The sequence below is a fragment of the Caballeronia humi genome (assembly GCF_001544475.1).
GTDB lineage: Bacteria > Pseudomonadota > Gammaproteobacteria > Burkholderiales > Burkholderiaceae > Caballeronia > Caballeronia humi.
In genome coordinates this window covers 1-23,160 of sequence record NZ_FCNW02000070.1, presented here as the reverse complement: position 1 = coordinate 23,160, position 23,160 = coordinate 1, and the positions used below count along the sequence as shown (strand labels likewise).

Here is a 23,160-nt window from a genome sequence, read left to right as displayed (position 1 = left end):
ACAGCAATCTCATCGAACGGGTTCATCGACATCTTCACGTTCGCGATATCGACGCCGCTGCCGTCCGATTTCACGCGGACCTTGACGTTGTAGTCCACGACTCGTTTCACCGCCACTACTAGTTTCATTGTCGTCTCCGTGTTCTGGCGTCTCATAGCAGCTCTCTGTTTCGCCGCAGTGATTGCCCTTTTTCATTCATGTCTGCATCTCGCCGTGTCATACATAAGCACTTTTGGCGCCTCAGCCCTCACTTAAATCCAAGAGGGGTTCTCGCACAAATACAAGTTGCCACTGGCGGCCATAGAACCGCCCTATGCGCCATGACTTCGTCCTGACGGCTACGCTGACAGCAGGCTCTCCCCAATGAACTTTCCTATCGTGCTGACGTGGCGGTCTGTCGCCGTCCGGGTCGATCTACCGCGTGACATAACCGCCTGATGAACCCGATTGAGTACGATGCCGAGGCGGCGTAAGACTGTAGTTCAGACGCGTTAATCGACTCCGCACACAACACCCGCTTTCTCTACAACTTCAGGAAAGCGAGAAGCCGGCGCCTCAATGAACTCGCATGATTATTTCCGGCTTCTCAGCGCACAATAAGCAGTTCGGCCAAGCGTCTCATGTAAATGCTTGCCTGGCTAAGCCTTTCCAATCCCCGTATTCGCCTCGATGTGACCGCTGCCGTCTAGATAACCGTGCTTGCCAAGATCCGGCATCAGCATCGCGGCAAGGAACGTGATCCCCGTAAGCACCGCGACATAGTAGAAAAATGTTGATTCGACGTTTGCGGACCGCATAGTGAGCGCCACGTACTCGGCCGTCCCGCCAAAAGTCGCATTCGCTAAGGCATATGGAAGACCAACCCCGAGTGCACGTACCGTCGCCGGGAAAAGATCGGCTTTCACCAGACCTGAAATCGGCGTGTAAAACGATGCGATGAGCAGGCCCGATACGACAAGCCCAAATGCCATATATGGGCTCGTTACCGACCTCAGTGCGAATAGGATAGGCACCGCCAGCAAAGTCGCGAGGCCCGAAAACAGCAGCATGTGCGTCTTGACTCCAATTTTGTCAGCGAGCAAGCCAAAGATGGGCTGACAAAGCATGAAGCAAATGAGTGAGGCAGTCATCACAACGCTGACAACCTGGGGACTCATTCCCGCCGATACGACCAGGAACTTCTGCATGTAGGTCGTGAACGTATAAAAATAGAGCGACCCCCCTCCGGTGAAGGCGAGCACGAGGAGCACAGCGCGCTTGTGCTGAAGCAAGCCAGAGATGGAGCCCGCTCCTTTCCGCTTCATATCCTGCCTGGATGCGGTTTCGACCATGGCCCTACGGAGATAGACAACCACGATCGAACTCACCGCCCCCATGAAAAACGGAATCCGCCATCCCCATTCTTTTAGCTCGCCCAGGGATAACGTGTGCTGAAGAATGGCAACTGTGAGCAAGGCCAGCAGTTGCCCGGAAATGATCGTGAAGTACTGGAACGAGCCGAAGAACCCGCGGCGACCGGTGACCGATGCCTCACTAAGGTAAGTTGCGCCCGTTCCGTACTCCGCGCCTACGGACAAGCCCTGAATGAGGCGAGCTACAACCAGGAGCACAGGTGCAGCGACCCCGATCGTGTGATAGGTCGGCAGTACCGCTATCATCAGCGAGCCGGCACACATCATGAAGACGGAGATGATCATCGACACCTTTCGGCCTCGGGTATCCGCAATCCATCCAAATATCCAGCCTCCGAGTGGTCTCATAAAGAATCCCACGGCGAAGACACCGGCCGTCGCCAAAAGCTGACTAATCTGGTTGCCAGAGGGAAAAAAAGCGGCGGCGAAATAAATCGACGTATATGCATAAACGAAGAAATCGAACCATTCGACAAGGTTCCCGGAGCAGGCACCGATGATTCCCCTGACGCGACTTGACATAGAGGAGTAAGGGGCCGGCGAAACACTGTCGGCTCCAATATGGCTTAGGTCTTTGTTCAACATCCTTGTCTCCTGAACTTCTAGTTTGAAGGCGAGGCCATCGTGGCCTGCCGTGCCGATCGAGCGCGGATGAGGCCCTGCTTTGACACCGGCCGGTGCGCAGAAAAGAACGGTGGATCAACTCAGGGCTTGCTGACGACTGAAAGAACCGGAGATCGACGAAAGTTGCGGCGCTGCTGCCTTTCGGCAACCTGCGGTGTCCGTTGAACAGCACATCAACACGGCACCTTTCTCGCGCGGTCCGCTACCGGATTTCGCGCGTCACCGGTCGGACCGCCATCACCGGGGCGGGAGAACGTGGGCGCCCCTCCGCTCCTATGCGCCGTTGAAGCCGACGTCCAGCAGGAATTCGCTCTTCAGAGGATGACCATCGGCCGGCGACTCTCGATTGCGGCACCGGCCTGCAGATAACGCAGTGCCCGAGCAACGGCAGCGCATCGCTCTACCGTTGAGGATTGTCGTGATCGAAGATTGAGCAAGCAGGTCTTGCGGGAAGCGTCGGCAGGGCTGCGATCGAAGTGGGCGTGACCCAGTCGGCTGCGCCTCCGTGCGCTTGGTGGACGTGGTTGGGCGTCGATCATGCGTGTCTCCGTCTGGCCAGGCCAGCAAATAGTTATCCGTTGAGTGGACTCTATTTGAAGGCGCCGAACGGCGGAAATACGAGTTTCATGTGGCACACATAGGGCAAACCTATGTCAGGGGCGACGCTGCGTGAGGTAATCACCGCGCCTCGGGCCACATGCCGCTGCGAAGTCGCGTGCCACCCTGGTCTTCCCCGGCGATGGACCGCGTAAAGCTCGTTCCCGGAAATGAGCGCGGAGACTGGAACGACATGGCGATGCGCCCACGTGATGCATCGTTGTCGCGTGGCGCTTTCATGGTTCAGTGGATGATTCGCAAGTTCGCCAGCAGCGAAGCCCGATGGTGTCGTGAAAAAGCAATGACATCAATCGAGACTGCGCAAAAAGATCAGACGCTGCTTTCCGTTTCGTATCCCGCGACCGGCGACGTCGCGGGACACCGGCCGTCGCCTATGCGCCGCTGCCGCCCACGGTCCTGAGGCTCTTCCACTGTCCTTGTTCAACCTCGAAAAGCGTATAGGGCGGCTTGATCAGATCGCCGTTCGGATCGAACGTGATCTTGCCCGTCACGCCCGTCACATTAACCTTCGCAAGACTCTCCACGATCCTCGCGCGATCGAGCGAATTCGCGTCGTGAATCGCCTTTATCATGGCGAGCACGGCGTCGTAGGCAAACGGCGCATAGAGCTCGACGTCCTGGTTGAAGCGCACCTTGTAGCGCTTGCCGAACTCCTGCGCGGCAGGCAGCTTGTCGAGCGCCGGGCCCGGTTCCAGGTCCTGCGTGCCGTTGCCCGCTGCCCCGGCGATCTGCAGGAACGCGTTGCTCTTCAACGCGCCCGCGCCGAAGAGTTGCGCCTGCATGCCGAGCGAGCGCATCTGCTTGACGAGCATCGCACCCTGCTCATCCAGCCCGCCGAAGAAGATCGGGTCGACGTTCTTGCTCTTGAGCGTAGTCAGGATCGCGCGGAAATCGACGGCCTTGTCATTGGTGAACTCGCGCGCGACGATATTGCCGTTCGCTTCCTTCGCGCCTTTCTCGAAGGCGTCCGCGAGGCCCTGCCCGAAGGCGGTCCGGTCATCGATGATGCCGATGCGCTTCGCCTTCATCTGCTCGACCACGAAGTGTCCCGCGACCACACCGCCCACGCCGTCGTGTCCCATCGTGCGGAACACGTTCTTGAAGCCCTGCTTGGTCAGTTGCGGATTCGTCGATCCCGGCGTGATCATCGCGACGTTGGCCTGGTGATAGACCGTCGACGCAGGAATGCTGCAGCCCGAGTTGTAGTGACCGATCACGCCGACCACACCGCTATCGACCATTTTTTGCGCGACCTGAATCGCAACGCGCGGATCGGCCTGATCGTCGTATACGTCGAGTTCGAACTTGACCGGCTTGCCACCGATGGTCGGATGTTTCGCGTTCTCCTCGTCGATCGCGAGTTGCGCGCCGTACTGCAGATCCTTGCCCACGCGTGCGACCGGACCGGTCAGCGGCCCGGCAAAGCCGATCTTGACGACTTCCTGATCGGCGGCCCAGGTTGCCTGCATGGGCGCGACCGCCAGGCATACGGCCAGACTCAAAAGCCAGTGACGGCGATTCATGATGCGCTCCTGTGAGAGTGAAGTCGCGCGGTGTTGCGGTGCGGCTGATTCGATGCGCGACGCGTCGAGGCCGGTGTTCCGGGTAAGACGAAAAGTGGTTCAGCGAAAGCGCGTCGCGCCGTAGCGCGTGAGGTCGAGTGGCGGCGTTCGTCGCGCGACCAGATCCGCGACGATGCGCCCGCTCACGCCAGCGAGCGTCAAGCCAAGATGCTGATGGCCGAACGCATACACGATCCGCTCGCTTGCACTGGAATATCCAAGTACCGGCACGCCGTCGGGCAGTGTCGGACGGAAGCCCAGCCAGTCGCTATCGGGTGTGCCGAGTGCGGGCAGAGCGCGCTTCGAGGAAAACGTCAGCAGGTCGACCAGAGAACGGTTGCGCGTTTCGCTGAAACCGGCGAGTTCGACCGTTCCCGCCACGCGAAGGCCGTCTGTCATCGGCGTCATGTAGAAGCCGCGCTCGGCCCAGCCGACGGGCCGCGAAATCAGTTGCGACGCGCCGGGATAGCGGACGTGATAGCCGCGTTCGGTATCGAGTGGAACCTTATCGCCGCACTGTGAGGCGAATTCGGCGGAACGCGCGCCCGTGGCGATCACGACGTGGTCGAAGCGCCGGGCGGTGCCGCCGACGGTCAGTGTGGCACCGTCCGCTGACGGCTGGACAGCGCTGACTTTCGAGCGTTCAAGCGCAAGCCCTTGTGCCGCGAGCCGTTCGTACAGCGTTTGCAAAAAGCCCTGCGGGTCCGAGAAATGCCAGCTATCGGTGAACAACACGCCGCGCGCGAAGATCGGCGCGAGCGCCGGTTCGAGCGTGCGGATGTCGTCGGCGCCGAGCACGTCGAACGCAACGCCCAGCTTTTTTCGCAGATCGAGCGCTGGCCGGGCAGAATCGAAAGACGCCGCATTTGAATAGAGATAAAGGCATTCGCGCAAGCGCACGAAGTTCGCCAATTCGGCGTCCGCGAGCAACGGCGCGTAGTCTTCCTGCGCGCGCCCCAGCAACGCCGCCAATGCGCCGGCGCTCGCCTCATAGCGGCGCGGCAGCGAACTCATCATGAACCGCGCGAGCCACGGCGCGAGATGCGGCAGATATCCCCAACGCAATCTAAACGGGCTGTCGTTCGACATCAGAAAGCGCGGCAAGTCACGAAACACGGACGGGTTGTTCACCGGAATGCACGCGTAGTGTGCGAACGTTCCTGCGTTGCCGAACGAAGCGCCCTGACCGATGCCCGACGGATCGAAGAGTGTGACGCGATGGCCGTCGCGCATCAGCCAGGCGGCGCTCGCCATGCCGATGAATCCGGCGCCGACAATGGCTACGCTCGACATTACTGGCGCCCTCCCAGCGCGGGCTTGCCGGCCTGCGAGCGGTATCCTGTGGCCGTGTCGTCCGATGCACTCGTCGCGGCTTTCGGATGACGCTTCGCCGCCAGCAGGTAAGCCGCCGATGCCACCGCCAGGCTCGCGAGACTTGCCATCAGTTGCGGGCGCAGCGCGGAATCGGCGCCCATCGCGGCCAGCACGCCGACGATCGCCGCCACCACCGCGTACGACAGCCACGGAAAGAGCCACATCTTCAATGTCAGACGCTCGGGCGAGTCGCGCTCGATGCGCCGGCGGATGCGAATCTGCGCCAGCGCCGTCGCGAGATAGACGAACAGCATCACGGCGCCGGAAGCGTTCACGAGAAACAGGAACACACCCTGTGGCGACACGATGGCCGCGATGATCGCGACATAACCGACGACACTGCTCAGAAGCACCGCCAGCCGCGGCACCTTGTGGGGCGTGAGCTTCAGCAGCGAGTTCGGCGCGTCGCCGCGCTCGGCAAGCCGGAACAGGATCCGCGACGACACGTACAGGCCCGAATTCAGCGCGGACAGAACGGCGACGAGCACGATCGCGTTCATGATGTCGGCGGCGCCGGGAATCCGCATCGTCTCGAGCGCGGCGACGAACGGAGAATGGCCGGTCACGATGCTCGTCCACGGCACGATGCACGCGATCAGGAACATTGAGCCGACATAGAACGTGATGACGCGCAAGATCACCGAGCGCGTCATTGCAGCGACGCTCTTGGCGGGATCGTCCGATTCGGCCGCCGCGATGGTCGCGATTTCCGCGCCGCCCACCGCGAAGATCACGGTCGGCACAGCCGCGAACACCGACATCGCGCCGAATGGCAGAAAGCCGCGATGCGCCGTGAGATTCGCCACCGCATCGCCCGTATGGCTGAAGCCGAATACATACGACGCACCGATCGCGATGAAGACGATGATCGCGGCGACCTTGATCGACGCGAACCAGAACTCGAATTCACCGTACGACTTCACGGAAAGCAGGTTGACCACTGTCAGGACGGACAGCAGCACGAGGCCAATCATCCAGACCGGCGCGGGAATCCAGCGCTGCAGGATCGCCGCGCCCGCCACCGCCTCGACGGCCACGACGATCACCCAGAAGTACCAGTAGAGCCAGCCGCTCGTGAAGCCCGCCCAGTTGCCGAGGCCGATGCGCGCGTATTCGGTGAACGAGCCGACGCCTGGCACCGCGAGCGCCATTTCGCCAAGCATGCGCATGACCATCAGGACGACGATACCCGCGACGAGATAAGACACGCAGGCGGCCGGACCGACCGAGTTGAGCGTCGCGCTGCTGCCGACAAAAAGCCCCGCGCCGATGATGCCGCCGAGGGCAATCATCGTGACGTGGCGCTGGCGGAGTGCGCTGCCAAGTTTCGGCGGGTTTTCGGGCTGGGTCGATTCGAAAACGGACATCGGGACGCTCCTGCTTGAAAGTGACGGGGCACTGTCCGGCGTTCGAGACACACCAGACAAACTCTAATATCAGAATCACACAAAAAATTTTTGTGTGCAATTACAAACCCCATTGTGTGGCCTCAGCATTTTCCCTAGATCGCGACTGGCGCGCTATTTGCTCGCGTGGGCGCAGGGATATAAGAGTGCGGAGCCTTGCACCAAGCCTTATGTAGGTTAGAATCTGCAAACTCCCGCGCAAAGCGGACAAAGCAAGTTTTGTATGGAGACACGACAGTCCATGGCTTCCGACAAAGATCAGGCACGAAGCACCAACGGCGCGCCTGGCACGGCGAAGCGATCGACGTACATCGAAGTATCGAGTTCGATCGAGAGCGAGATCCGTAGCGGCGTCTATCCGCCCGGCAGCCGCCTGCCGCCGCAACGCCAGCTCGCAACCGAGCTGGGCATCAACGTGTCGACCGTGTCGCGTGCGTACAAGGAGTTGCAGTTGCGTGGGCTCGTGATCGGCAGCAAGCGGCGCGGGTCGCTCGTGACGGGTGGCGCGATGCCGAGCGTCGAACCAGCGCAGCCGGAAAGCAACGGCGCGATCGACCTGACCGTCAACCGGCCGGCGACCGGCGAATTCCTTGCGTGCCTCGCGCGAACGCTTGCGGAGTTGCCGCGTGACCCCCGTTATCCGCAATTGCAGGAATACCAGCCGCCGCAGGGGCCGCCGTGGGCGCGGGCCGCCGGTGCGCGATGGATGGCGGCGCCCGGTTTCGCGCCGGCAACTGACCATGTGGTCGTCACCAGCGGGGCACAGCACGGCCTGTATGCGGTGCTGAACAGCCTGATCGGCACCGACGGCGTGATCCTGGCCGACCAGCTCACTTACTACGGCCTGAAGGCGCTGGCGCCCGTGTTTCAGTTCGAGATCGTCGGTATCCCGAGTGACCGCGACGGGCTCCTGACTGACGAAGTGGAACGGGTCTGCCGCCGCATGCCGGTTAAGGCGATCTTCACCGTGCCGAATCTGCAGAATCCGACCGTGACGACGATGAGCCTCGAGCGGCGCATGGCCCTCGTCGACATCGCGCGCCGGCATGGCGTGGCGATCATCGAGGACGATGTCTACGGGCCGCTCGTCGCGCAGCGCCTGCCGACAATCGCGAGCCTGTGCCCTGAACTGACCTTCCATATCGCCGCAACGTCGAAGGTGCTTGCGCCCGGCTTGCGGCTCGGTTATCTGCTGAGCCCACCGGACAACTCGGCGCTCTGTGCGGAGGCCGTGCGCACCACCGCGTGGATGCCCGCGCCGATGTCGATGCTGATCGCGTCGATCTGGATCGAGGATGGCACCGCGCAGCACATCATGGATGCTCAGCTCACGGAGATTCGCGCGCGACAGGACCTGGCGCGGGAACTGTTACCGCCGGAGCTGCTGCAGACCGACCCGGCGTGCATGTTCGTCTGGCTCAAGCTGCCGCTACCCTGGCGAGCCGATGATTTTGCCGCGAATGCCAAAGCGCGCGGAGTCGTTGTCATGCCGTCGTCGGCGTTTGCGGTGGACCGTTCGGAGATCGAGCACGGCGTGCGGATCAATCTTGCATGCGCAAGCAGCCGCGAGCAGTTGGTAAGCGGATTGCGGGTCTTGGCGAGCACGCTCAAAGACCGTCCGCGTGCGCTATTCGGGAGAATTTGATACGCGCGGCTGGGTCAGAATTCGCCGCTCCGGTCGGCCGAACATTGGGCAACACAGCCGTACGACCGGAGTTTCCCGGTCAGGTCAGGTCAGTTCTCGCGTTGTATCGCGGGTTGCTTCGAGTGCCCGCGGAGGAGCGGAAAGCGCAGGCCTCCAGTTGCCCCGCCAGACCCGCCAGGCGATCGCTGGGCTGAGCAGCGACGGCGGCGGGATCATCAGGTTTACAACCTTAAGAAAGGTAGTCGCCAGCGTGCTGTCGTTTGTCGCGGCAAGGTGAAGCTTACCGATGTACCAGTTGATGAAACGCAGCATAGGCGGACGCGCGCCCTTGACTTGCGGATGGCGGAGATCATTGCCAACCGCGATGTCCCACGGAATGTCGACGATCTTCGCGGCCGCCCTGAAGAATCGCCGCGCAAGCTCGTTCGAGCCCGCGAGCAGGCACTTTTGCAGCGTAAGCGCCTCCTGTGCCGCGACCGTCATGCCCTGCCCGTAGATCGGATTGAAGCTGCAGATTGCGTCCCCGAAAACCAGGTAGTTCTCGGGGAAGCGTGCGAGCTTCTCGTACCGCCAGCGCACGCTGGAGGCGTAGCGGTAGCGCCTGTAATCGCTTAGCGGCTCCGCTCGCGCGACAACGTCGTGAATCTCCATGGTCGGCAGCGTTGCCAGATACGCGAGAAAGCCTTCATCGCTATCGGGTGCGTCATCACCAAGAAAGCCGCCGGCGCTGACGATCCAGCTGTCGTTCTCCTGCGCGAGCATGACGCCGTTCCGCCAGTTCGGCGCACTACCGGCGACAACAATGCCGAGCTTTCCGTCAAGATCAGACGGCCGACGTCGATAAGTACGGGTCATGTAGCCAATGCCTATCTCGACCTTTTCGCTGTCAGGAGGTTGGTAGCCGAGTTCTTCAAGCCAGGCCGCGCTGGTCGAGCCGCGGCCGGTAGCATCGACGACAAGGTCCGCGTCGACGGTCTCTTCCAGCTTGCCCTCAACACGCATGCGCACACCGGTCACGTTCTTGCGAGCGGGGTCGATGGCGAGACCCCGCACGGCGCAATTCTCTATTGCGCGCACGTTCGGCAACGCGAGGACTCGTCGGCGCAGATGGCCTTCGAGCACGGGACGACTTGCAATCAGGCCGATCAGGCCGCTCGTGCCAGTAGCAAGCGTAACGTTGCGACCGATCCAGGTCACATCGTTGGCGACATCGCCGAGCAACCCACCGCTCTGCGCGACGACTTCGTTGTTATACCCTGGGAAGAATTCCTCGAGTATGGCGCTGCCGCGCGCAAGCAGCCCGTGGATGTGGCGACCCTGAGGAACGCCCTTGCGCGGAGTGTCTGCTACCGGAAACGCGTCGCGTTCGAGCACGGTGACAGTGGTATAGAAATCCGATAGTGCGCGTGCGGCCAGCAGCCCGCCCATGCTGGCGCCGATTACGATCGCATGCTCGCCCAGGTTTTTCATGACAATCCTCCAGTTCAATCGGTCGCAATGTGCACGGCGACGATCGTCTGTAGTGGATGATAGTATCGCCTCGTCCCCTGAGCGTCCCCTGGACGCCGTCATTGAGGCTCGCATCACGATGACTCTATTCAGCGTTCGGACGCTTGGATTTCCGGCGATCCGCCGGGACGATCGGCTGTGCGAGCTGGCCTTGCGCAAAGGCCTGGCCCTGCTGATCTATCTGGCTGAAGCGAAGGGCTCAGTCGGGCGCGACGTCGTCGCAACCATGTTGTGGCCGGATAGCTGTGAAGATGTCGTGCGGGCGCGCTTGCGGCGCCTTTTGCATCGCCTTCAGCTAACGATCGGCGACGACGTTCTCACAACCGACCGGTCGACGGTTCGATGGTCAACAGGGATCGATCTGCAGGTAGATGCTCAGTTGTTCGAGCAAGCCTGCGACCGCGGCGAGTTCGAGTGGGCCTGCCGTCACTATCCCGCCGACTTTCTCGAGGGTTTTTCGCCTGGCGACTGCCCGCAGTTCGACGAGTGGGCTTTCTTTCGCCGTGAGGCCTTGCGGGGTCGGGCGATCCAGGCGCTCGAGCGAGTAGTGCACGACAAGAATGCGGCGGGCGACTACGCGGCTGCGGCTGCGCACGCCGGCCGTCTCGTTGAGCTCGATCCGCTCAGCGAAGTGTACGGCCGGCACCTCATCCGCAACCTCCTGCTCGCCGGAGATCGGGCCAGAGCCGAGCGCCACTTCGAAGCCCTCACGCTGCGCCTTCGCGACGAGCTCGATGTGGCGCCCGAAACCGAGACCCGCGCACTGCTGAACGCCGGCCCAACGTTGCCAGCCGGGGCCCCGCCGCCGACGCGTTTTGTCAGCGGTCCCGACATCCATCTCGCGTTCCAGACCTACGGCGCCGGCTGCATCGATATTCTGGTGCTGCCGGGTTTCGTGTCCCACGTCGAACGGGTTTGGGAGGAGCCCCGGTGCCGGGCATTCCTGTCCTCGCTCGCTGGAATGGGCCGTCTCATCCTCTTCGATCGTCGAGGCATCGGGCTTTCCGACCGGGTCGGATTCAATCCCAGCGTCGACGCCACCGCGCAGGACATCGGCACCGTGCTTGACGCCGCCGACAGCCGCCGGGTCGTGCTGTTGGGCGCATCCGAAGGTGGACCGCCCTGCATCAAATTTGCCGTTGATCACCCCAATCGTGTTGCCGGCCTCATTTTGTTCGCCTCGTTGGCGAAAGGAATCGCGACGCCCGATTATTCGCACGCGCTGCACGCTAGTCAATACGACATGTGGCTGCAGCAGCTCGTCTCAGCGTGGGGCGGGCCTGCCGGCATCGAGACGTTCGCGCCGAGCCTGGCTGGCGATCCTCAGACAAGAGCCTGGTGGGCAGGCTTGCTGCGGGCCGCTTCGAGCCCGGGAGCCATCAATGGCGTGCTCGAGGCGTTGCGCGATATGGATGTGCGGCACCTTTTAGGCCGGGTTTCCGTTCCGACTCTGGTGCTCCATCGCGTCGACGACCGCGCCGTTCGCATCGGCGCCGGCCGGCATCTCGCCAACCACATTGCGCACGCGCGATTTGTCGAGCTCGACGGCGCCGATCATTGGATCTTCGCGGGCGATCAGCAACCCGTCCTCGCCAGTATCAAGCAATTCGTCTTCACTCTCGCGGCGTGACTGCGTTCGAGAAATACACGCCAGAATTGCAACGTTGTCGGCCGCTAGTCGTTAACTCATGTACTTGGCGGTTTGGCAGCAGGCGCGAATAGCTGGGCTTGGTCCAACCGCTGCGTGTGGGCGACCGGCGACTCGCGTTAAGGGTCATTCGAACGCCTGCCCCGTTCATTCTGGTGTGAACGTCCGGCGGCGCCTGCGGGCAGGCGTCTATCCAGAGGTTCAATTGGCGATCCAAAGCTGCCCCCCACCGAGTTGCGCAGTTCGCCCGACTGCTTCGGAAAACATCGCGAAACGCGTCTCTCGGCCCAACAGCGGCCGTTGGCTTTTCTTTCACACTGACATCGGGATAACTGCTCCGCCACAGAGACCGCACCTTCATGCGCCGACGGCTCTGAGGGCTTTCTCATCAGCTCGCTTCGATTAAAAAGTCCAGGAACGTGCGCACCTTTGCCGAAAGATTTCGATTGCCCGGATAAACCGCCGAGATCACCTGAGGCGCCGGACGGAAGTCGGCCAACACCTCGACCAGCCGACCGCTGCGGAGATCGTCGTCGACAGTGAAGTCGAGCAATTGCGCAATTCCGGCGTCGCTGAGTGCGGCGGCCAAGGTGCCCAGAGGGTGATCGAACGTCATGTTCGGGCGAATCGCTACGTCGTTGTTGGCCTTTCCCTCCACCGAAAAAGTCCAAGGCAAGATACGGCCGCTGCCGGGCAAACGCAACCCGAGGCAGCCATGCTGTTGCAAATCGTCTGGGCTGCGGGGAACGGCACGTCGGCGCAGGTAGGCGGGCGATGCAACCAATCGAAGCTGCGCGTCATGCAGGCGGCGCACGACGAGGCGGGAATCTGCTATCTGCCCTAAACGGATCGCCATATCGCAATCCTGCTTCACGAAATCGGCCAGCGCATTGCTTAGGGAAACTTCAACCTTGACGTGCCCCATGCAGCGCTCGACGTACTGTGGGATCAGGGGGATCACGCGCTTGATTCCGTAGCTGTAGGGCAGGCTGATGCGCAGCACCCCGCGAGGCATGCGATGACCGGTAAGCGCCTCTTCCATCTCCTGAATATTTCCGAGCGCCTGATGGCAGACCTTGTAGTAAGCGAGACCATCGTCCGTCAGCCGGATGGCGCGGGTCGTGCGTTCGAACAGCTTAAGGCCTAACCGGTTCTCCAGGCGCTGCACCGCCTTGCTAATCGCGGACGGCGTCGTACCCAGCGATGTTGCCGCCGCAGTGAAGCTCTGCGCCTTCGCTGCGACACAGAACAATTCCACCGTACCCAGCCTGCTCGGGCCCGAATCTTTCATGCCGTTTGTCCGCGTTGGAATTTGCCGCTGCCCTAGCTCTTTGCGGGCGGATTATTTGTGCCCCGCAGGCACAAATGAAATGCCAACTGATGGCTTCTTGCAAGTGGCGTCTACCCGTAGAGTGCGCGTTGTGGGCGTGGTCTTCACTCTGTTGAGGCAGGCATGGACAAGCGCTAATCTCTTCCGGCGTCGCGAGATCGGTACGTCGGCGTTCCGACCATACGAAGTCGAGTCAGTGGAGTGAACCGGGGCAAGGGTGCAACGAGGCACTCCGTCCAGATTCCAAAATTCCTTAAAGGAGACATCTGTGACTCTCAAACCGCAACCGCCCATCGACATCTCGGCGGTGGTTGACGCAAGCCGCGTCAGCCCCTTCCAGATCTGGATCCTCGTGCTGATTGGCTTGACAGTCGTCATCGACGGGTTCGACGTGCAATCGATGGGCTTCGTCGCGCCCGCCATCATCCAGACCTGGGGCGTGGACAAGTCCGCGCTGGGTCCGGTATTCGGAGCGGGCCTGCTGGGCATGCTTGTGGGCTCGCTAGCCTTCAGTGTCGTCGCAGACAAGGTCGGACGCCGGCCGGTGTTGATCTGGGCCACGCTTGCCTTTGCCCTATGCATGCTCGCCACCTCACAAGCGACCAGCATTACCCAGTTGTTGGGCCTGCGGTTCGTTACAGGCCTGGGCTTAGGCGCCATCATGCCCAATGCCATGGCGCTGGCGGGCGAGTTCAGCCCCAAGCGCCGCCGCGTGACGCTCATGATGCTGGTGTCCTGCGGCTTCACGGTCGGCGCAGTCCTCGGCGGCCTGATCTCGGCGGCACTGATTCCAGCCATGGGCTGGCAGTCCGTTTTCATCGTGGGTGGCGTTGTGCCGTTGGCGCTCGCGATCCTGATGGTCTTCAAGATGCCTGAATCAATGTTGTTCTCGGTGGTGCGCGGAGCAGGCGTCGATCGGGTCGCCGCGAGCCTGCATCGGATCGCCCCCTCTCTCCAGATCACGCCAGAAACGCGCTTTGTCATGCCCGCCACTTGTCAGGGTGGTGCGCCGGTGCTGGAGTTGTTCCGCGGCGGTCGCGCGAAGACGACCGTGCTGCTGTGGGCAGTCAACTTCATGAACTTGCTCAATCTGTACTTTCTCTCCAACTGGCTGCCTACCATCGTCAAGAGCGCGGGACTTCCCACATCGACGGCTGTGCTGGTCGGCACGACGCTACAGCTGGGCGGCGTGGCCGGAACGCTGGCAATGGGGCCGGTGATCGATCGCATCGGCTTCTTCAAGGTACTTGTACCGGCCTTCCTGCTGGCGGCGCTCGCAATCGCTGCTATCGGTCAGCCAGGGCTTCCGCTCGCGTTCCTGTTCATCGTCGTCGGCATCGCCGGGTTGTGCATCATCGGCGGTCAGCCCGCGGTGAATGCTCTTGCGGCCACCTACTATCCGACCGCGCTCCGCTCCACTGGTGTGGGCTGGAGCCTGGGTGTCGGACGAGTCGGCTCCATCGTCGGACCGGTGATCGGGGGCGAACTGATTCGGCTGAACTGGTCAAATGCCGACCTCTTCCTTGCCGTAGGAGTACCGGCCGCGGTTTCTGCGCTGCTGCTGTTGCTGGTCGCATGGCGTCCCCGCACGGCCGCGAGCGTCAGCGTGGCGCCTTGATCAACTTGCATGCGGGAGATGCTCAGGCGTCTTACGCTTGACGCCCGTCCAGCCTCGTCAGCAAGCGATGCCGTGCCAATCTGACTTGCACCCGACTCCGTCGCGTCGGCGCCGGATGAGCGTCGAGGAATTTGACCGCTTCACCCTGGAACTGACATTGAAGGGTTACAGGATCTGATGACCAAACTGGGTCGTCCAGGACGAATTCAGTTTCCTCGACAGCGGCCATTCATCAACAAATTCAAGCTGCCGCTGATTGACGGCGATGCAGCTTTTACCAGCCCCCCCTGTTACCGAGTTAGGCCAACGGGCAGCCACGGCCGGATCGTGCGCCCAACTTGTTTGCCAGCGTCGGAGTCTTCTCGCCGATCGATTGCGAAGCCGAGCCATGCGCACAAGCTCCTGAAAACGCGCCCTAAAGAATACTGTCCAACGCCTTGGCGAGCCTGGCGACCGCGCCCTCGACGTCATGCAGTTTGTCCAGGCCGAATAATCCGATGCGGAACGTCTTGAAATCCTCAGGCTCGTCGCATTGAAGGGGAACGCCGGGCGCGATCTGCAAGCCGGCGTCGGCGAATTTCTTCCCGGAGCGTATGCCGTCGTCGTCCGTGTAGCTGACCACGACGCCCGGAGCCTGAAAGCCTTCTGCCGCCACACTTTTGAAACCCGCACCAATCAAGAGCGAACGGATGCGGTTGCCGAGTTCAAGCTGCTCCGCTCTCACTTTGTCGAAGCCATATGCCTCGGTTTCCTTCATGACGTCGCGCAGCGTCGCGAGACTGTCCGTGGGCATCGTGGCGTGGTACGCGAACCCGCCGTTCTCGTAGGCTTCCATGACCTGTAGCCATTTGCGAAGATCGCAAGCGAAACTGGTGCTGGCTGTTGAGTCGATTCTTTCGCGGGCGAGAGGGCTGAGCATGACCAGTGCGCAGCAGGGTGACGCGCTCCATCCCTTTTGCGGTGCGCTGATCAGGACATCGATGCCACTGGCCTGCATATCCACCCAGATCGTACCGGAAGCGATGCAATCCAGTACAAACATGCCACCGACGGCATGAACGGCGTCCGACACCGCGCGCAAATAGGCATCAGGCAGCATCATTCCGGATGCGGTTTCGACATGTGGTGCAAAGACCAGATCCGGCTTGTTTTCCTTGATCGCAGCGACCACTTCTTCGATCGGAGCCGGTGCATAGGCGGCCTGCCTTCCTTCTTCGACCGGACGCGCCTTCAACACGATCGATTCAGACGGAATGCCGCCCATGTCGAAAATCTGCGACCAGCGGAAACTGAACCATCCATTGCGGATGACCAGACACTTCCTGTTCGTTGCGAACTGCCGGGCAACGGCTTCCATGCCAAAAGTTCCACTGCCCGGGACGACAACGGCCGACTTCGCGTTATAGACTTTTTTCAGCGCGGCGGAAATATCGCACACGACTCCCTGAAAGAGCCGCGACATATGATTGATTGATCGGTCGGTGTAAACGACTGAATATTCGAGGAGCCCCTCGCGGTCGACATTAGGAAGTAATCCTGGCACGTTCGCCTCCGGTAATAGACGAATAAACAAATCGAAAGCAGATTCTAACGAAAGCCGAGTGCAACGGCATCGGCGAGACTCCTCTGTTACCCATCCAGCAAGTTTCGGCATGCCCCAGCCGTCGAATCACGCCGGTTGGGAATGCTCCAGTGGCAACGATAGTCACGATTGTGAACCGTTAACCTGCGAAGCCGTCACTCGGATGACTGGAGTGCATCGCGGGTCAGCCGCCCGTACATCTCAACCGGGCGATTTTGTGTTGCTGCCGCATGGCGATGAACACGTCATGACTTCGTCGCCCGCGCCGCCGAAGATCCGCAACTGCTGCAGGTCGTAGGCCGCGCCCGCGCGCATGCGTGGACCGCGGGTGCGATCGTCGCGCAGGCAGCGCGTGCCCTGGAGCGCGCGGCGCAATCCATCGAACGCCCCGACGCGCCTGCGATGATCGCCGAAGCCGAGATCGAGATCTGGCAGGAGCAGACGGTCGCTTCTCAATTGATCCTCGATGCGACGGCGAGCGTGTTCGATGCGCCAGTTCGTGCTCGTGCTCCTCGGCACGATGATGCTCAACTTCGTGTTGCTCAAGCTGATGCCCGGCGATCTCGTCGATGTCATTGCGAGCGAGAGCGGTAACGTCTCTCCGCAATACGTGGCGCAGTTGCGCGAGGCGTACGGGCTCGATCACTCCGTCGCGTGGCAGCTGCTGCGCTACGTCGGACATGCGCTGCGGCTCGACCTGGGCTTTTCGTTTCGCTTCGGCGAACCAGTGGCCGCGCTGATCGTCGGCCGCCTGCCCGCGACGCTCGCGCTCGTCGGCACGGCGCTCGTCGTCTCCGTGAGTCTCGGCATGCTGCTCGGCGTGCTCGCCGCGCGCCGTCCGCACGGTGTCGTCGATACGCTCGTCTCGTCGCTTGCCACGATCGGTTACTCCGCACCGATGTTCTGGACCGCGCTGATGCTGATCGTCATCTTCGGCGTGCATCTGGAATGGCTGCCCATCGGCGGTGTCGTCGATACCAACGTCGCGCATCATGGCGCAGCGCTTCTGCTCGACAGGCTGCGCCATCTCGTGCTCCCTGCCGCGACGCTCGTGCTGTACCACGTCGCCATCTTCGCGCGGCTTGCGCGGGCGTCGATGATCGAGACGCTCCAGGAAGACTTCATCCGCACCGCGCGCGCGAAAGGCGGACGTCCCTGGTATGTCGTAACGCATCACGCACTGCGACACGCACTGCTGCCTGTGCTCACGATGCTCGGCCTGCAAGGCAGCGCGCTGAACGGCGGCTCGGTGATCGTCGAGACGGTGTTCGGGTGGCCGGGGCTCGGGCAACTGTCGTTCGAAGCCATCAAGAGCCGCGACGTCAATCTGCTGGTCGGCGTGCTGCTGCTCTCGGCGGTGCTGGTGGTCGCATTGAACCTGATCGTCGACCTGCTCTACGGGCTGGTCGATCCACGTACGAGGTACCGTCGATGAAGCTCCTTCGCTTTTTGCGGCAGCCGTCCGCGCTGATCGGCGCTATCCTGCTCGCGCTCGCGCTGTTCGCGGGGCTCTCGGCCAACTGGCTCTTTCCAGGCGATCCGCTCGATAGGGTGGCCGCGCCCTATCCATGGCCCGGCGCGGATCACGCCTATCCGCTCGGCACCGACCTGATGGGCCGCGATCTGCTTTCCGGGCTTTTTCATGGCGCGCGGGTGTCGTTGTACGTGGGCGCGTCGGTGGCGATCATCGCGCTTCTGATGGGCGTGCTGATCGGCGCGATTGCGGGTTATTTCGGCGGCTTGATCGATCAGGCGCTGATGGCGATCACCGAGTTTTTCCAGACCGTGCCACCGTTCCTGCTCGCCATCATCCTCGTCGCGATTCTCACGCCTTCGCTGTCCACGATCGTCTTCGCGCTCGGTGTAACGGCCTGGCCGAGCATCGCGCGGCTCACGCGAGGAGAGTTCATCGTGCTGCGCGAGCGCGAGTTCGTAAGTGCAAGCGTGGCGCTCGGAGCAAGCGATGCACATCTGATCTTCATCGAAATCCTGCCCAACGCGCTGACGCCGATTCTCGTGTCCACGGCGCTGCTGGTGGCGAACGCGATCCTGTCGGAGGCGGCGTTGTCGTTCCTCGGGCTCGGCGATCCGAACGTCGTGAGCTGGGGCTCGATGGTCGGCACCGGACGCGAGGCGCTGCGCACCGCGTGGTACATGATCGCCGTGCCGGGATCAGCGATCGCGCTGACGGTGCTCGCGCTCAATCTGTTGAGCGACGCCCTGCATACCGCGTTCAATCCGCGACTGCGCCGGAACCGGCGGCGCGACGACGCGCCGAAGCTGGAGGAACTCGAAGGGCTGCGGCCCTGAAGTCCGCTGCTTCAGGCTGCGCCTTTCGTGGCTGTATCAACGCCGATCTCAAACTCGGTTCTCGGGTTTCTTCATCGCGTTCTCTCGATCACGCGTCGGCTGTCGGCTTCAGGCATGCACTTTGGGAAATCCGTGCCGCTCCGTCCGCTGCGCGAGGATGCGCCTCATCGCGAACCCGCTCCAGCCCGAATATCGAAAGCGCCACCCGTCTGAGGCTTCGCAGTCGTCACCGCACCCTTGCCCGGCAAGAGCGGAAACACCAGTTCCGCGAAGCGAAACGCCTCTTCCAGATGCGGATAGCCCGACAGCACGAAACTGTGCGCGCCCGCCTGTACATATTCCTGCAAACGCGCCGCCACGGTCTGCGGATCACCGACCAGCGCCGTTCCCGCCCCGCCCCGAACCAGCCCGACGCCCGCCCACAGGTTCGGACTGATTTCGAGGCTGTCGCGACGGCCACCATGTAGCTCGGCCATCCGGCGCTGTCCGACCGAATCCATCTTCGCGAAGTTTTGCTGCGAGCGCGCGATGTCGTCGTCCGTCAGTCTGCTGATCAGCGAGTCCGCCGCCGCCCACGCTTCCTTGTTGGTCTCACGAACGATCACGTGCAGGCGCACGCCAAAGCGCGGCTTGCGTCCTCGGCGGGCGGCACGCTCCCGCACGTCCGCGAACTTCGCGGCGACAGCCGAAGGCGGCTCCCCCCAGGTCAGATAGGTATCGACATGTTCGGCCGCGATGTTATGCGCAGCCTCCGACGAGCCACCGAAATACAACGGCGGATACGGCTTCTGCACCGGCTGATGGAAGTTTTTCGCACGCTGCACGTGGATGTGCTTGCCGTCGAAATCGATCTCTTCGCCCGTGAACAATCTTCGCCATACGGTGAGGAATTCGTCCGCATATGCGTAGCGCTGTTCATGGTCGAGGAAAACGCCGTCGGCAGCCAGCTCCGTTGCGTCGCCGCCTGGCACGACGTTGAGCAGCAGCCGGCCGCCCAGCGCCTCGTCGAGCGTAGCGGCCTGACGCGCCGAGGCAGTGACGTTGCCGAGCGACGTACGCAGCGCGACGAGCAGCTTGATGCGGCGCGTGACAGGTGCAAGACTCGCCGCGGTGACCCACGGGTCGAGGCAACTGCTGCCTGTCGGGATCAGCAGGCCGTCGTAGCCAAGCTCGTCGGCAGCGACCGCGATCTGTCGCATGTACGCATTTGTCGCCGCGCGGCCGAAGTCGGACACGCCGAGATACCGCGTGTCCCCGGACGTAGGCAGAAACCAGAAGACATCGAGACTCATCATGCACTCCCAAGGCAGCACTTCATTCGTGACGAAAGGGGTTTCGAGCGAGACGTCAAGGTGGCGCACCTGAGCGACGCGAACCGCGATGACACCGGCCGTATCCGCGCGGAAAAAGCAGCGAAAACCACGAAGTTAGCAGAGCCACGTGCCAAACAGAATCAACGACATCTTCTATACAAATGCGCGGTCGTGCTAACCCGCTAGAACGGATGCGTCGGACAGTTAGTTGCGTGAAATGGATTGAGTCCGTTGGACCGCGAAAGATGCGCCACTATGCATCCTCAAAAGACATGGATAGCAATGCAGCACTCACAGCGTGAACTCTCTACGGGGAGTGCCGGAGACGAGAACGCCGCCCGCTGCACCGATAGCGGCGCATTCGACTTTATCGCCGTTCGAAGAACCGGTTGCCGGGCCGCGGCAAGCCGAAGTGATCGCGCAAGGTAGCGCCGGTGTAGGCCCGCCGGAATATGCCGCGCCGCTGCAGTTCAGGCACCACCTTTCCCACGAACTCGTCGAGCCCCTCGGGCAGATACGGGAACATCACGTTGAAGCCGTCACTGCCTTCCTCGACGAGCCACTGCTCCATCTCGTCCGCTATCTCCACCGCCGTACCGACCATCTGCAAGCCGGAATAGCCACCGACTCGCTGAGCCAACTCGCGAATGGTCAGTCCCTCGGCGCGCGCCATCTCGATCACGCGTTCGCGCGAGCTTCGGCTCGCATTGGTTTCAGGGATCTCGGGCAGCGGGCCGTCGGGGTCGAAGGACGAGACATCGTGCCCCAGCGCGATCGAAAGCGATGCGATGCCGCTGTCGTAGTGAACGAACGTGTCGAGCAGCGCGCGTTTTTCAAGCGCCTGCTCGCGGGTTTCACCCACCACCACGAACGCGCCGGGCAGAATCTTCAGATGATCGCGCTCACGGCCAAGCTGCTCCATGCGGCCCTTCACGTCGGCATAGAAGCGCCTGCCCGCAGCGAGGCTCGACTGGGCCGTGAAAACCGCATCGGCGGTTTCGGCGGCCAACTGCTTGCCTGCTTCCGACGACCCCGCCTGCACCACCACGGGCCAGCCCTGCACCGGCCGCGCGATGTTCAGCGGCCCCCGCACGGACAAATACTTGCCCTTGTGATCGAGCACGTGCAATTTCGCGGGATCGAAGAAGAGGCCGGCGTCCGTGTCGCGCACGAAGGCGTCATCGGCCCAACTGTCCCAGAGACCGGTGACGACGTCGTAGAACTCGCGTGCGCGCCGGTAGCGCTCGTCGTGCTCCATGTGCTCCTCGCGGCCGAAGTTGCGCGCCGCATCGGGATTCGATGTGGTCACGAGGTTCCAGCCGGCGCGCCCCTCGCTCAGATGATCGAGCGACGCGAAACGCCGGGCGATGTGATACGGCTCGTCGAAGGTCGTCGAGGCTGTCGCGACCAGACCGATGCGTTCGGTGACCGACGCCAGCGCGGAAAGCAGCGTGAACGGCTCGAAAGAAGTCGCGGTGTGACTGCGCTTGAGCGCGTCCACCGGCATGTTCAGCACCGCGAGATGATCGGCCATGAAAAACGCGTCGAAGCAGGCTTTTTCCAGCGTCTGCACGAAGCGCTTCAGATGCCTGAAGTTGAAGTTGGCGTCGGGGTAGGCGCCGGGAAAGCGCCACGCGCCGGTATGGAGGCTGACCGGCCGCATGAACGCGCCGAGATGAAGTTGTCGGGAATGGGGCATCGCGTCGGTGATGAACGAGTTGCAGGTGGCGCCAAATTACTCCAACTCGTAAGAAGCCGCTCAAAACGCCGGGACGTGACGGCGCGAGTCGTTCCGGCACATCTTCAATGAGGCGGCGGCTCCGCTGGCGGCTGAAATGCGTCGACGGCGTAGCCCATGTTGAAGTACCCCGCCTGTGCATACAACGCAATATACTCGAGCCGCTCCGCCCGGCTCGCTTCGTCATCGTGACGTGCGTCGGTCACCGCCTCGCATGCGCATCCATTCAATGCACGCCTCGCATCGCGCAGGAAACGGCGCTCGCGGGCCCGCTCCATACTCGCGAACAACGATTGCCAGTAATGCGTCAGGATTCGTGGCATGGCGTCCTCCCTTCGGCTGATGAATGGCTTCAATCTATGCTGACCAGATGGATTCGACAAACAAGCTTTTCTGCGATGCATAGCTATTTGCGATTCCCTCCCGCGCTTGGCCGGCTTTGCACGGCTTTGACTTCTCGTCGAAAAACGGTCAACATATGTTTCCATTGTAAAAACCAGAGAAAATCAGCCGGTCATGAGTGAAGTATCCGGGCGCAACCCGACAGCAGCACGTACCCGCAAGCACTCCGTGAAACCGGTCGGTGACGAGCATTCCAAGCCGTATCATCACGGCTCGTTGCCGCAGGCTTTGCTGAGGGCGGCCGAGATCGTTCTTGAGCGTGACGGAATCGGTGGCTTGAGTCTGAGAGCGATCGCCAGGGAGGCTGGCGTCTCGCACACTGCGCCTCAGCATCACTTTGGCGATACCTCAGGCGTGTTGAGCGAACTGGCGGCGCACGGGTTCATGCGTCTGTCAGCCTCGATGGCCAGCCACGCGGAGGCGGTCCATGACGCAAGCGATCGGCGCGGGGCGGTCGCTCGTGGCTACATCGACTTCGCAAAGAAGAATCCCGACCTCATGCGTCTCATGTCGAGAGGAGAGATGCTCGATTCGAGCCGCCCGTCGTTGATTGAGGCTCGCAAAGCGGCCGCTGCCGGGCTAACGGGCGTGTTCAATAAAGGACCGTCCTCCGAACCCTCAGGAAACGCGCCTTTCGCGCCAATGGATGTTACAAAGGCCGTCGCGCTCACGGCCGCGTGGGCTTATGTGCACGGCTTGGCCCTTCTGCTGATAGACGGCCGCTTGAATGCACTCGCCGCGTCGGTGCAAGGTATTCGCGATGCCGACGAACTCGTCGCTGCTGCGATCGAGCACGTCACACTTACGTTTGAAAAGATCGAGTAAGAGGGTTCGTGCTCGACAGGCATGCAGTTCGCCGCGCGGTGCCACCAGCAAATGCGCGTCAGTGCAAACCCGACCCCACTCATTCTCCGCGTCGATCACGCGTACCGGGCCGGTCGCCGTCACTGCGCATGCGCATCCGTTGCTTGAACCGATTTCGACGCCGGATCGGCTGACGGTCTGACACGCGCATAAGCTTCGCAACTACGCAGCGACCGCCGTTTGACGCGCGCTCGGCAGCATGCGA

At 62.1% G+C, this 23,160-nt stretch carries 17 protein-coding genes and 1 pseudogene; 6 read left to right on the top strand and 12 right to left on the bottom strand.

The window, feature by feature from the left end; genetic code table 11:
- From AWB65_RS36000 to AWB65_RS31265, 5 genes and pseudogenes are all read right to left on the bottom strand, one after another.
- A pseudogene (locus tag AWB65_RS36000) lies at positions 1-128 on the bottom strand (electron transfer flavoprotein subunit beta/FixA family protein); the annotation flags it as partial.
- A gap of 510 nt (positions 129-638) precedes the next feature.
- Positions 639-1,934 carry an MFS family transporter gene (locus tag AWB65_RS31280; RefSeq protein ID WP_087670766.1) on the bottom strand — a complete coding sequence of 432 codons (1,296 nt, stop codon included), beginning with the start codon at positions 1,932-1,934 and terminating at the stop codon, positions 639-641.
- A 1,091-nt stretch (positions 1,935-3,025) separates the two neighbouring features.
- Positions 3,026-4,177: a branched-chain amino acid ABC transporter substrate-binding protein gene (locus AWB65_RS31275; RefSeq protein WP_087670762.1), complete on the bottom strand. Its 1,152-nt coding sequence runs from the start codon at positions 4,175-4,177 to the stop codon at positions 3,026-3,028.
- Between the two features lie 99 nt (positions 4,178-4,276).
- Complete coding sequence (locus AWB65_RS31270) at positions 4,277-5,509, bottom strand: NAD(P)/FAD-dependent oxidoreductase (RefSeq protein WP_087670761.1); 1,233 nt, start codon at positions 5,507-5,509, stop codon at positions 4,277-4,279.
- The gene (locus AWB65_RS31265) at positions 5,509-6,957 is read right to left on the bottom strand and encodes an amino acid permease (protein ID WP_087670760.1); all 1,449 of its coding nucleotides are present in this window, start codon (positions 6,955-6,957) and stop codon (positions 5,509-5,511) included. Before AWB65_RS31265 ends, AWB65_RS31270 begins: the two co-directional genes overlap by 1 nt.
- 280 nt (positions 6,958-7,237) lie before the next feature.
- On the opposite strand from AWB65_RS31265, the gene AWB65_RS31260 reads away from it, so the two are divergent.
- The gene (locus AWB65_RS31260) at positions 7,238-8,641 is read left to right on the top strand and encodes an aminotransferase-like domain-containing protein (protein ID WP_087670759.1); all 1,404 of its coding nucleotides are present in this window, start codon (positions 7,238-7,240) and stop codon (positions 8,639-8,641) included.
- 84 nt (positions 8,642-8,725) lie between these two features.
- On the opposite strand, the gene AWB65_RS31255 is transcribed toward AWB65_RS31260, so the two are convergent.
- Positions 8,726-10,111, bottom strand: a complete 1,386-nt coding sequence (locus AWB65_RS31255; RefSeq protein ID WP_087670758.1) for an FAD-dependent oxidoreductase — start codon at positions 10,109-10,111, stop codon at positions 8,726-8,728.
- 118 nt (positions 10,112-10,229) lie between these two features.
- Here AWB65_RS31255 and AWB65_RS31250 point away from each other — a divergent pair, with 118 nt between their 5' ends.
- On the top strand, positions 10,230-11,780 hold the full coding sequence (locus AWB65_RS31250; protein ID WP_200821840.1) for a bifunctional AfsR/SARP family transcriptional regulator/alpha/beta hydrolase: 1,551 nt from the start codon (positions 10,230-10,232) through the stop codon (positions 11,778-11,780).
- A gap of 406 nt (positions 11,781-12,186) precedes the next feature.
- Here the strand turns inward: AWB65_RS31250 and AWB65_RS31245 are convergent, their stop codons facing one another.
- Positions 12,187-13,089, bottom strand: a complete 903-nt coding sequence (locus tag AWB65_RS31245; protein ID WP_087670757.1) for a LysR family transcriptional regulator — start codon at positions 13,087-13,089, stop codon at positions 12,187-12,189.
- A 307-nt stretch (positions 13,090-13,396) separates the two neighbouring features.
- Between AWB65_RS31245 and AWB65_RS31240 the strand changes: the two genes are divergently transcribed.
- A complete protein-coding gene (locus AWB65_RS31240) occupies positions 13,397-14,746 on the top strand; it encodes an MFS transporter (RefSeq protein WP_200821839.1) in 1,350 nt (449 codons plus the stop codon).
- A 415-nt stretch (positions 14,747-15,161) separates the two neighbouring features.
- On the opposite strand, the gene AWB65_RS31235 is transcribed toward AWB65_RS31240, so the two are convergent.
- Both AWB65_RS31235 and AWB65_RS36740 read right to left on the bottom strand, forming a co-directional pair.
- Positions 15,162-16,289: an aminotransferase class V-fold PLP-dependent enzyme gene (locus tag AWB65_RS31235; RefSeq protein ID WP_087670756.1), complete on the bottom strand. Its 1,128-nt coding sequence runs from the start codon at positions 16,287-16,289 to the stop codon at positions 15,162-15,164.
- 240 nt (positions 16,290-16,529) lie between these two features.
- Entirely contained in the window at positions 16,530-16,784 is a 255-nt protein-coding gene (locus AWB65_RS36740) for a hypothetical protein (RefSeq protein WP_200821838.1), read from the bottom strand.
- Positions 16,785-16,815: 31 nt separating this feature from the next.
- Between AWB65_RS36740 and AWB65_RS31225 the strand changes: the two genes are divergently transcribed.
- Both AWB65_RS31225 and AWB65_RS31220 read left to right on the top strand, forming a co-directional pair.
- Positions 16,816-17,763, top strand: coding sequence for an ABC transporter permease (locus AWB65_RS31225; RefSeq protein ID WP_235007908.1), 948 nt, complete (start codon positions 16,816-16,818; stop codon positions 17,761-17,763).
- Complete coding sequence (locus AWB65_RS31220; protein WP_087670754.1) at positions 17,760-18,638, top strand: ABC transporter permease; 879 nt, start codon at positions 17,760-17,762, stop codon at positions 18,636-18,638. Before AWB65_RS31225 ends, AWB65_RS31220 begins: the two co-directional genes overlap by 4 nt.
- A gap of 164 nt (positions 18,639-18,802) precedes the next feature.
- Here the strand turns inward: AWB65_RS31220 and ssuD are convergent, their stop codons facing one another.
- The 3 genes from ssuD to AWB65_RS31205 form a co-directional block, all read right to left on the bottom strand.
- Positions 18,803-19,930: an FMNH2-dependent alkanesulfonate monooxygenase gene (gene ssuD, locus AWB65_RS31215; RefSeq protein ID WP_087670763.1), complete on the bottom strand. Its 1,128-nt coding sequence runs from the start codon at positions 19,928-19,930 to the stop codon at positions 18,803-18,805.
- A 388-nt stretch (positions 19,931-20,318) separates the two neighbouring features.
- Positions 20,319-21,650: an LLM class flavin-dependent oxidoreductase gene (locus AWB65_RS31210; protein ID WP_087670753.1), complete on the bottom strand. Its 1,332-nt coding sequence runs from the start codon at positions 21,648-21,650 to the stop codon at positions 20,319-20,321.
- Between the two features lie 104 nt (positions 21,651-21,754).
- On the bottom strand, positions 21,755-22,012 hold the full coding sequence (locus AWB65_RS31205) for a hypothetical protein (RefSeq protein WP_087670752.1): 258 nt from the start codon (positions 22,010-22,012) through the stop codon (positions 21,755-21,757).
- A 193-nt stretch (positions 22,013-22,205) separates the two neighbouring features.
- Here AWB65_RS31205 and AWB65_RS31200 point away from each other — a divergent pair, with 193 nt between their 5' ends.
- Entirely contained in the window at positions 22,206-22,916 is a 711-nt protein-coding gene (locus tag AWB65_RS31200) for a TetR/AcrR family transcriptional regulator (RefSeq protein WP_087670751.1), read from the top strand.
- Positions 22,917-23,160 lie beyond the last annotated feature (244 nt).

Excerpts from the sequence above, each read along its gene's own strand:
- AWB65_RS31280 (WP_087670766.1), bottom strand. The coding sequence starts at position 1,934 with ATGTCAAGTCGCGTCAGGGGAATCATCGGTGCCTGCTCCGGGAACCTT.
- AWB65_RS31275 (WP_087670762.1), bottom strand. The coding sequence starts at position 4,177 with ATGAATCGCCGTCACTGGCTTTTGAGTCTGGCCGTATGCCTGGCGGTC.
- AWB65_RS31270 (WP_087670761.1), bottom strand. The coding sequence starts at position 5,509 with ATGTCGAGCGTAGCCATTGTCGGCGCCGGATTCATCGGCATGGCGAGC.
- AWB65_RS31265 (WP_087670760.1), bottom strand. The coding sequence starts at position 6,957 with ATGTCCGTTTTCGAATCGACCCAGCCCGAAAACCCGCCGAAACTTGGC.
- AWB65_RS31260 (WP_087670759.1), top strand. The coding sequence starts at position 7,238 with ATGGCTTCCGACAAAGATCAGGCACGAAGCACCAACGGCGCGCCTGGC.
- AWB65_RS31255 (WP_087670758.1), bottom strand. The coding sequence starts at position 10,111 with ATGAAAAACCTGGGCGAGCATGCGATCGTAATCGGCGCCAGCATGGGC.
- AWB65_RS31250 (WP_200821840.1), top strand. The coding sequence starts at position 10,230 with ATGACTCTATTCAGCGTTCGGACGCTTGGATTTCCGGCGATCCGCCGG.
- AWB65_RS31245 (WP_087670757.1), bottom strand. The coding sequence starts at position 13,089 with ATGAAAGATTCGGGCCCGAGCAGGCTGGGTACGGTGGAATTGTTCTGT.
- AWB65_RS31225 (WP_235007908.1), top strand. The coding sequence starts at position 16,816 with ATGCGCCAGTTCGTGCTCGTGCTCCTCGGCACGATGATGCTCAACTTC.
- AWB65_RS31220 (WP_087670754.1), top strand. The coding sequence starts at position 17,760 with ATGAAGCTCCTTCGCTTTTTGCGGCAGCCGTCCGCGCTGATCGGCGCT.
- ssuD (WP_087670763.1), bottom strand. The coding sequence starts at position 19,930 with ATGAGTCTCGATGTCTTCTGGTTTCTGCCTACGTCCGGGGACACGCGG.
- AWB65_RS31210 (WP_087670753.1), bottom strand. The coding sequence starts at position 21,650 with ATGCCCCATTCCCGACAACTTCATCTCGGCGCGTTCATGCGGCCGGTC.
- AWB65_RS31205 (WP_087670752.1), bottom strand. The coding sequence starts at position 22,012 with ATGCCACGAATCCTGACGCATTACTGGCAATCGTTGTTCGCGAGTATG.
- AWB65_RS31200 (WP_087670751.1), top strand. The coding sequence starts at position 22,206 with ATGAGTGAAGTATCCGGGCGCAACCCGACAGCAGCACGTACCCGCAAG.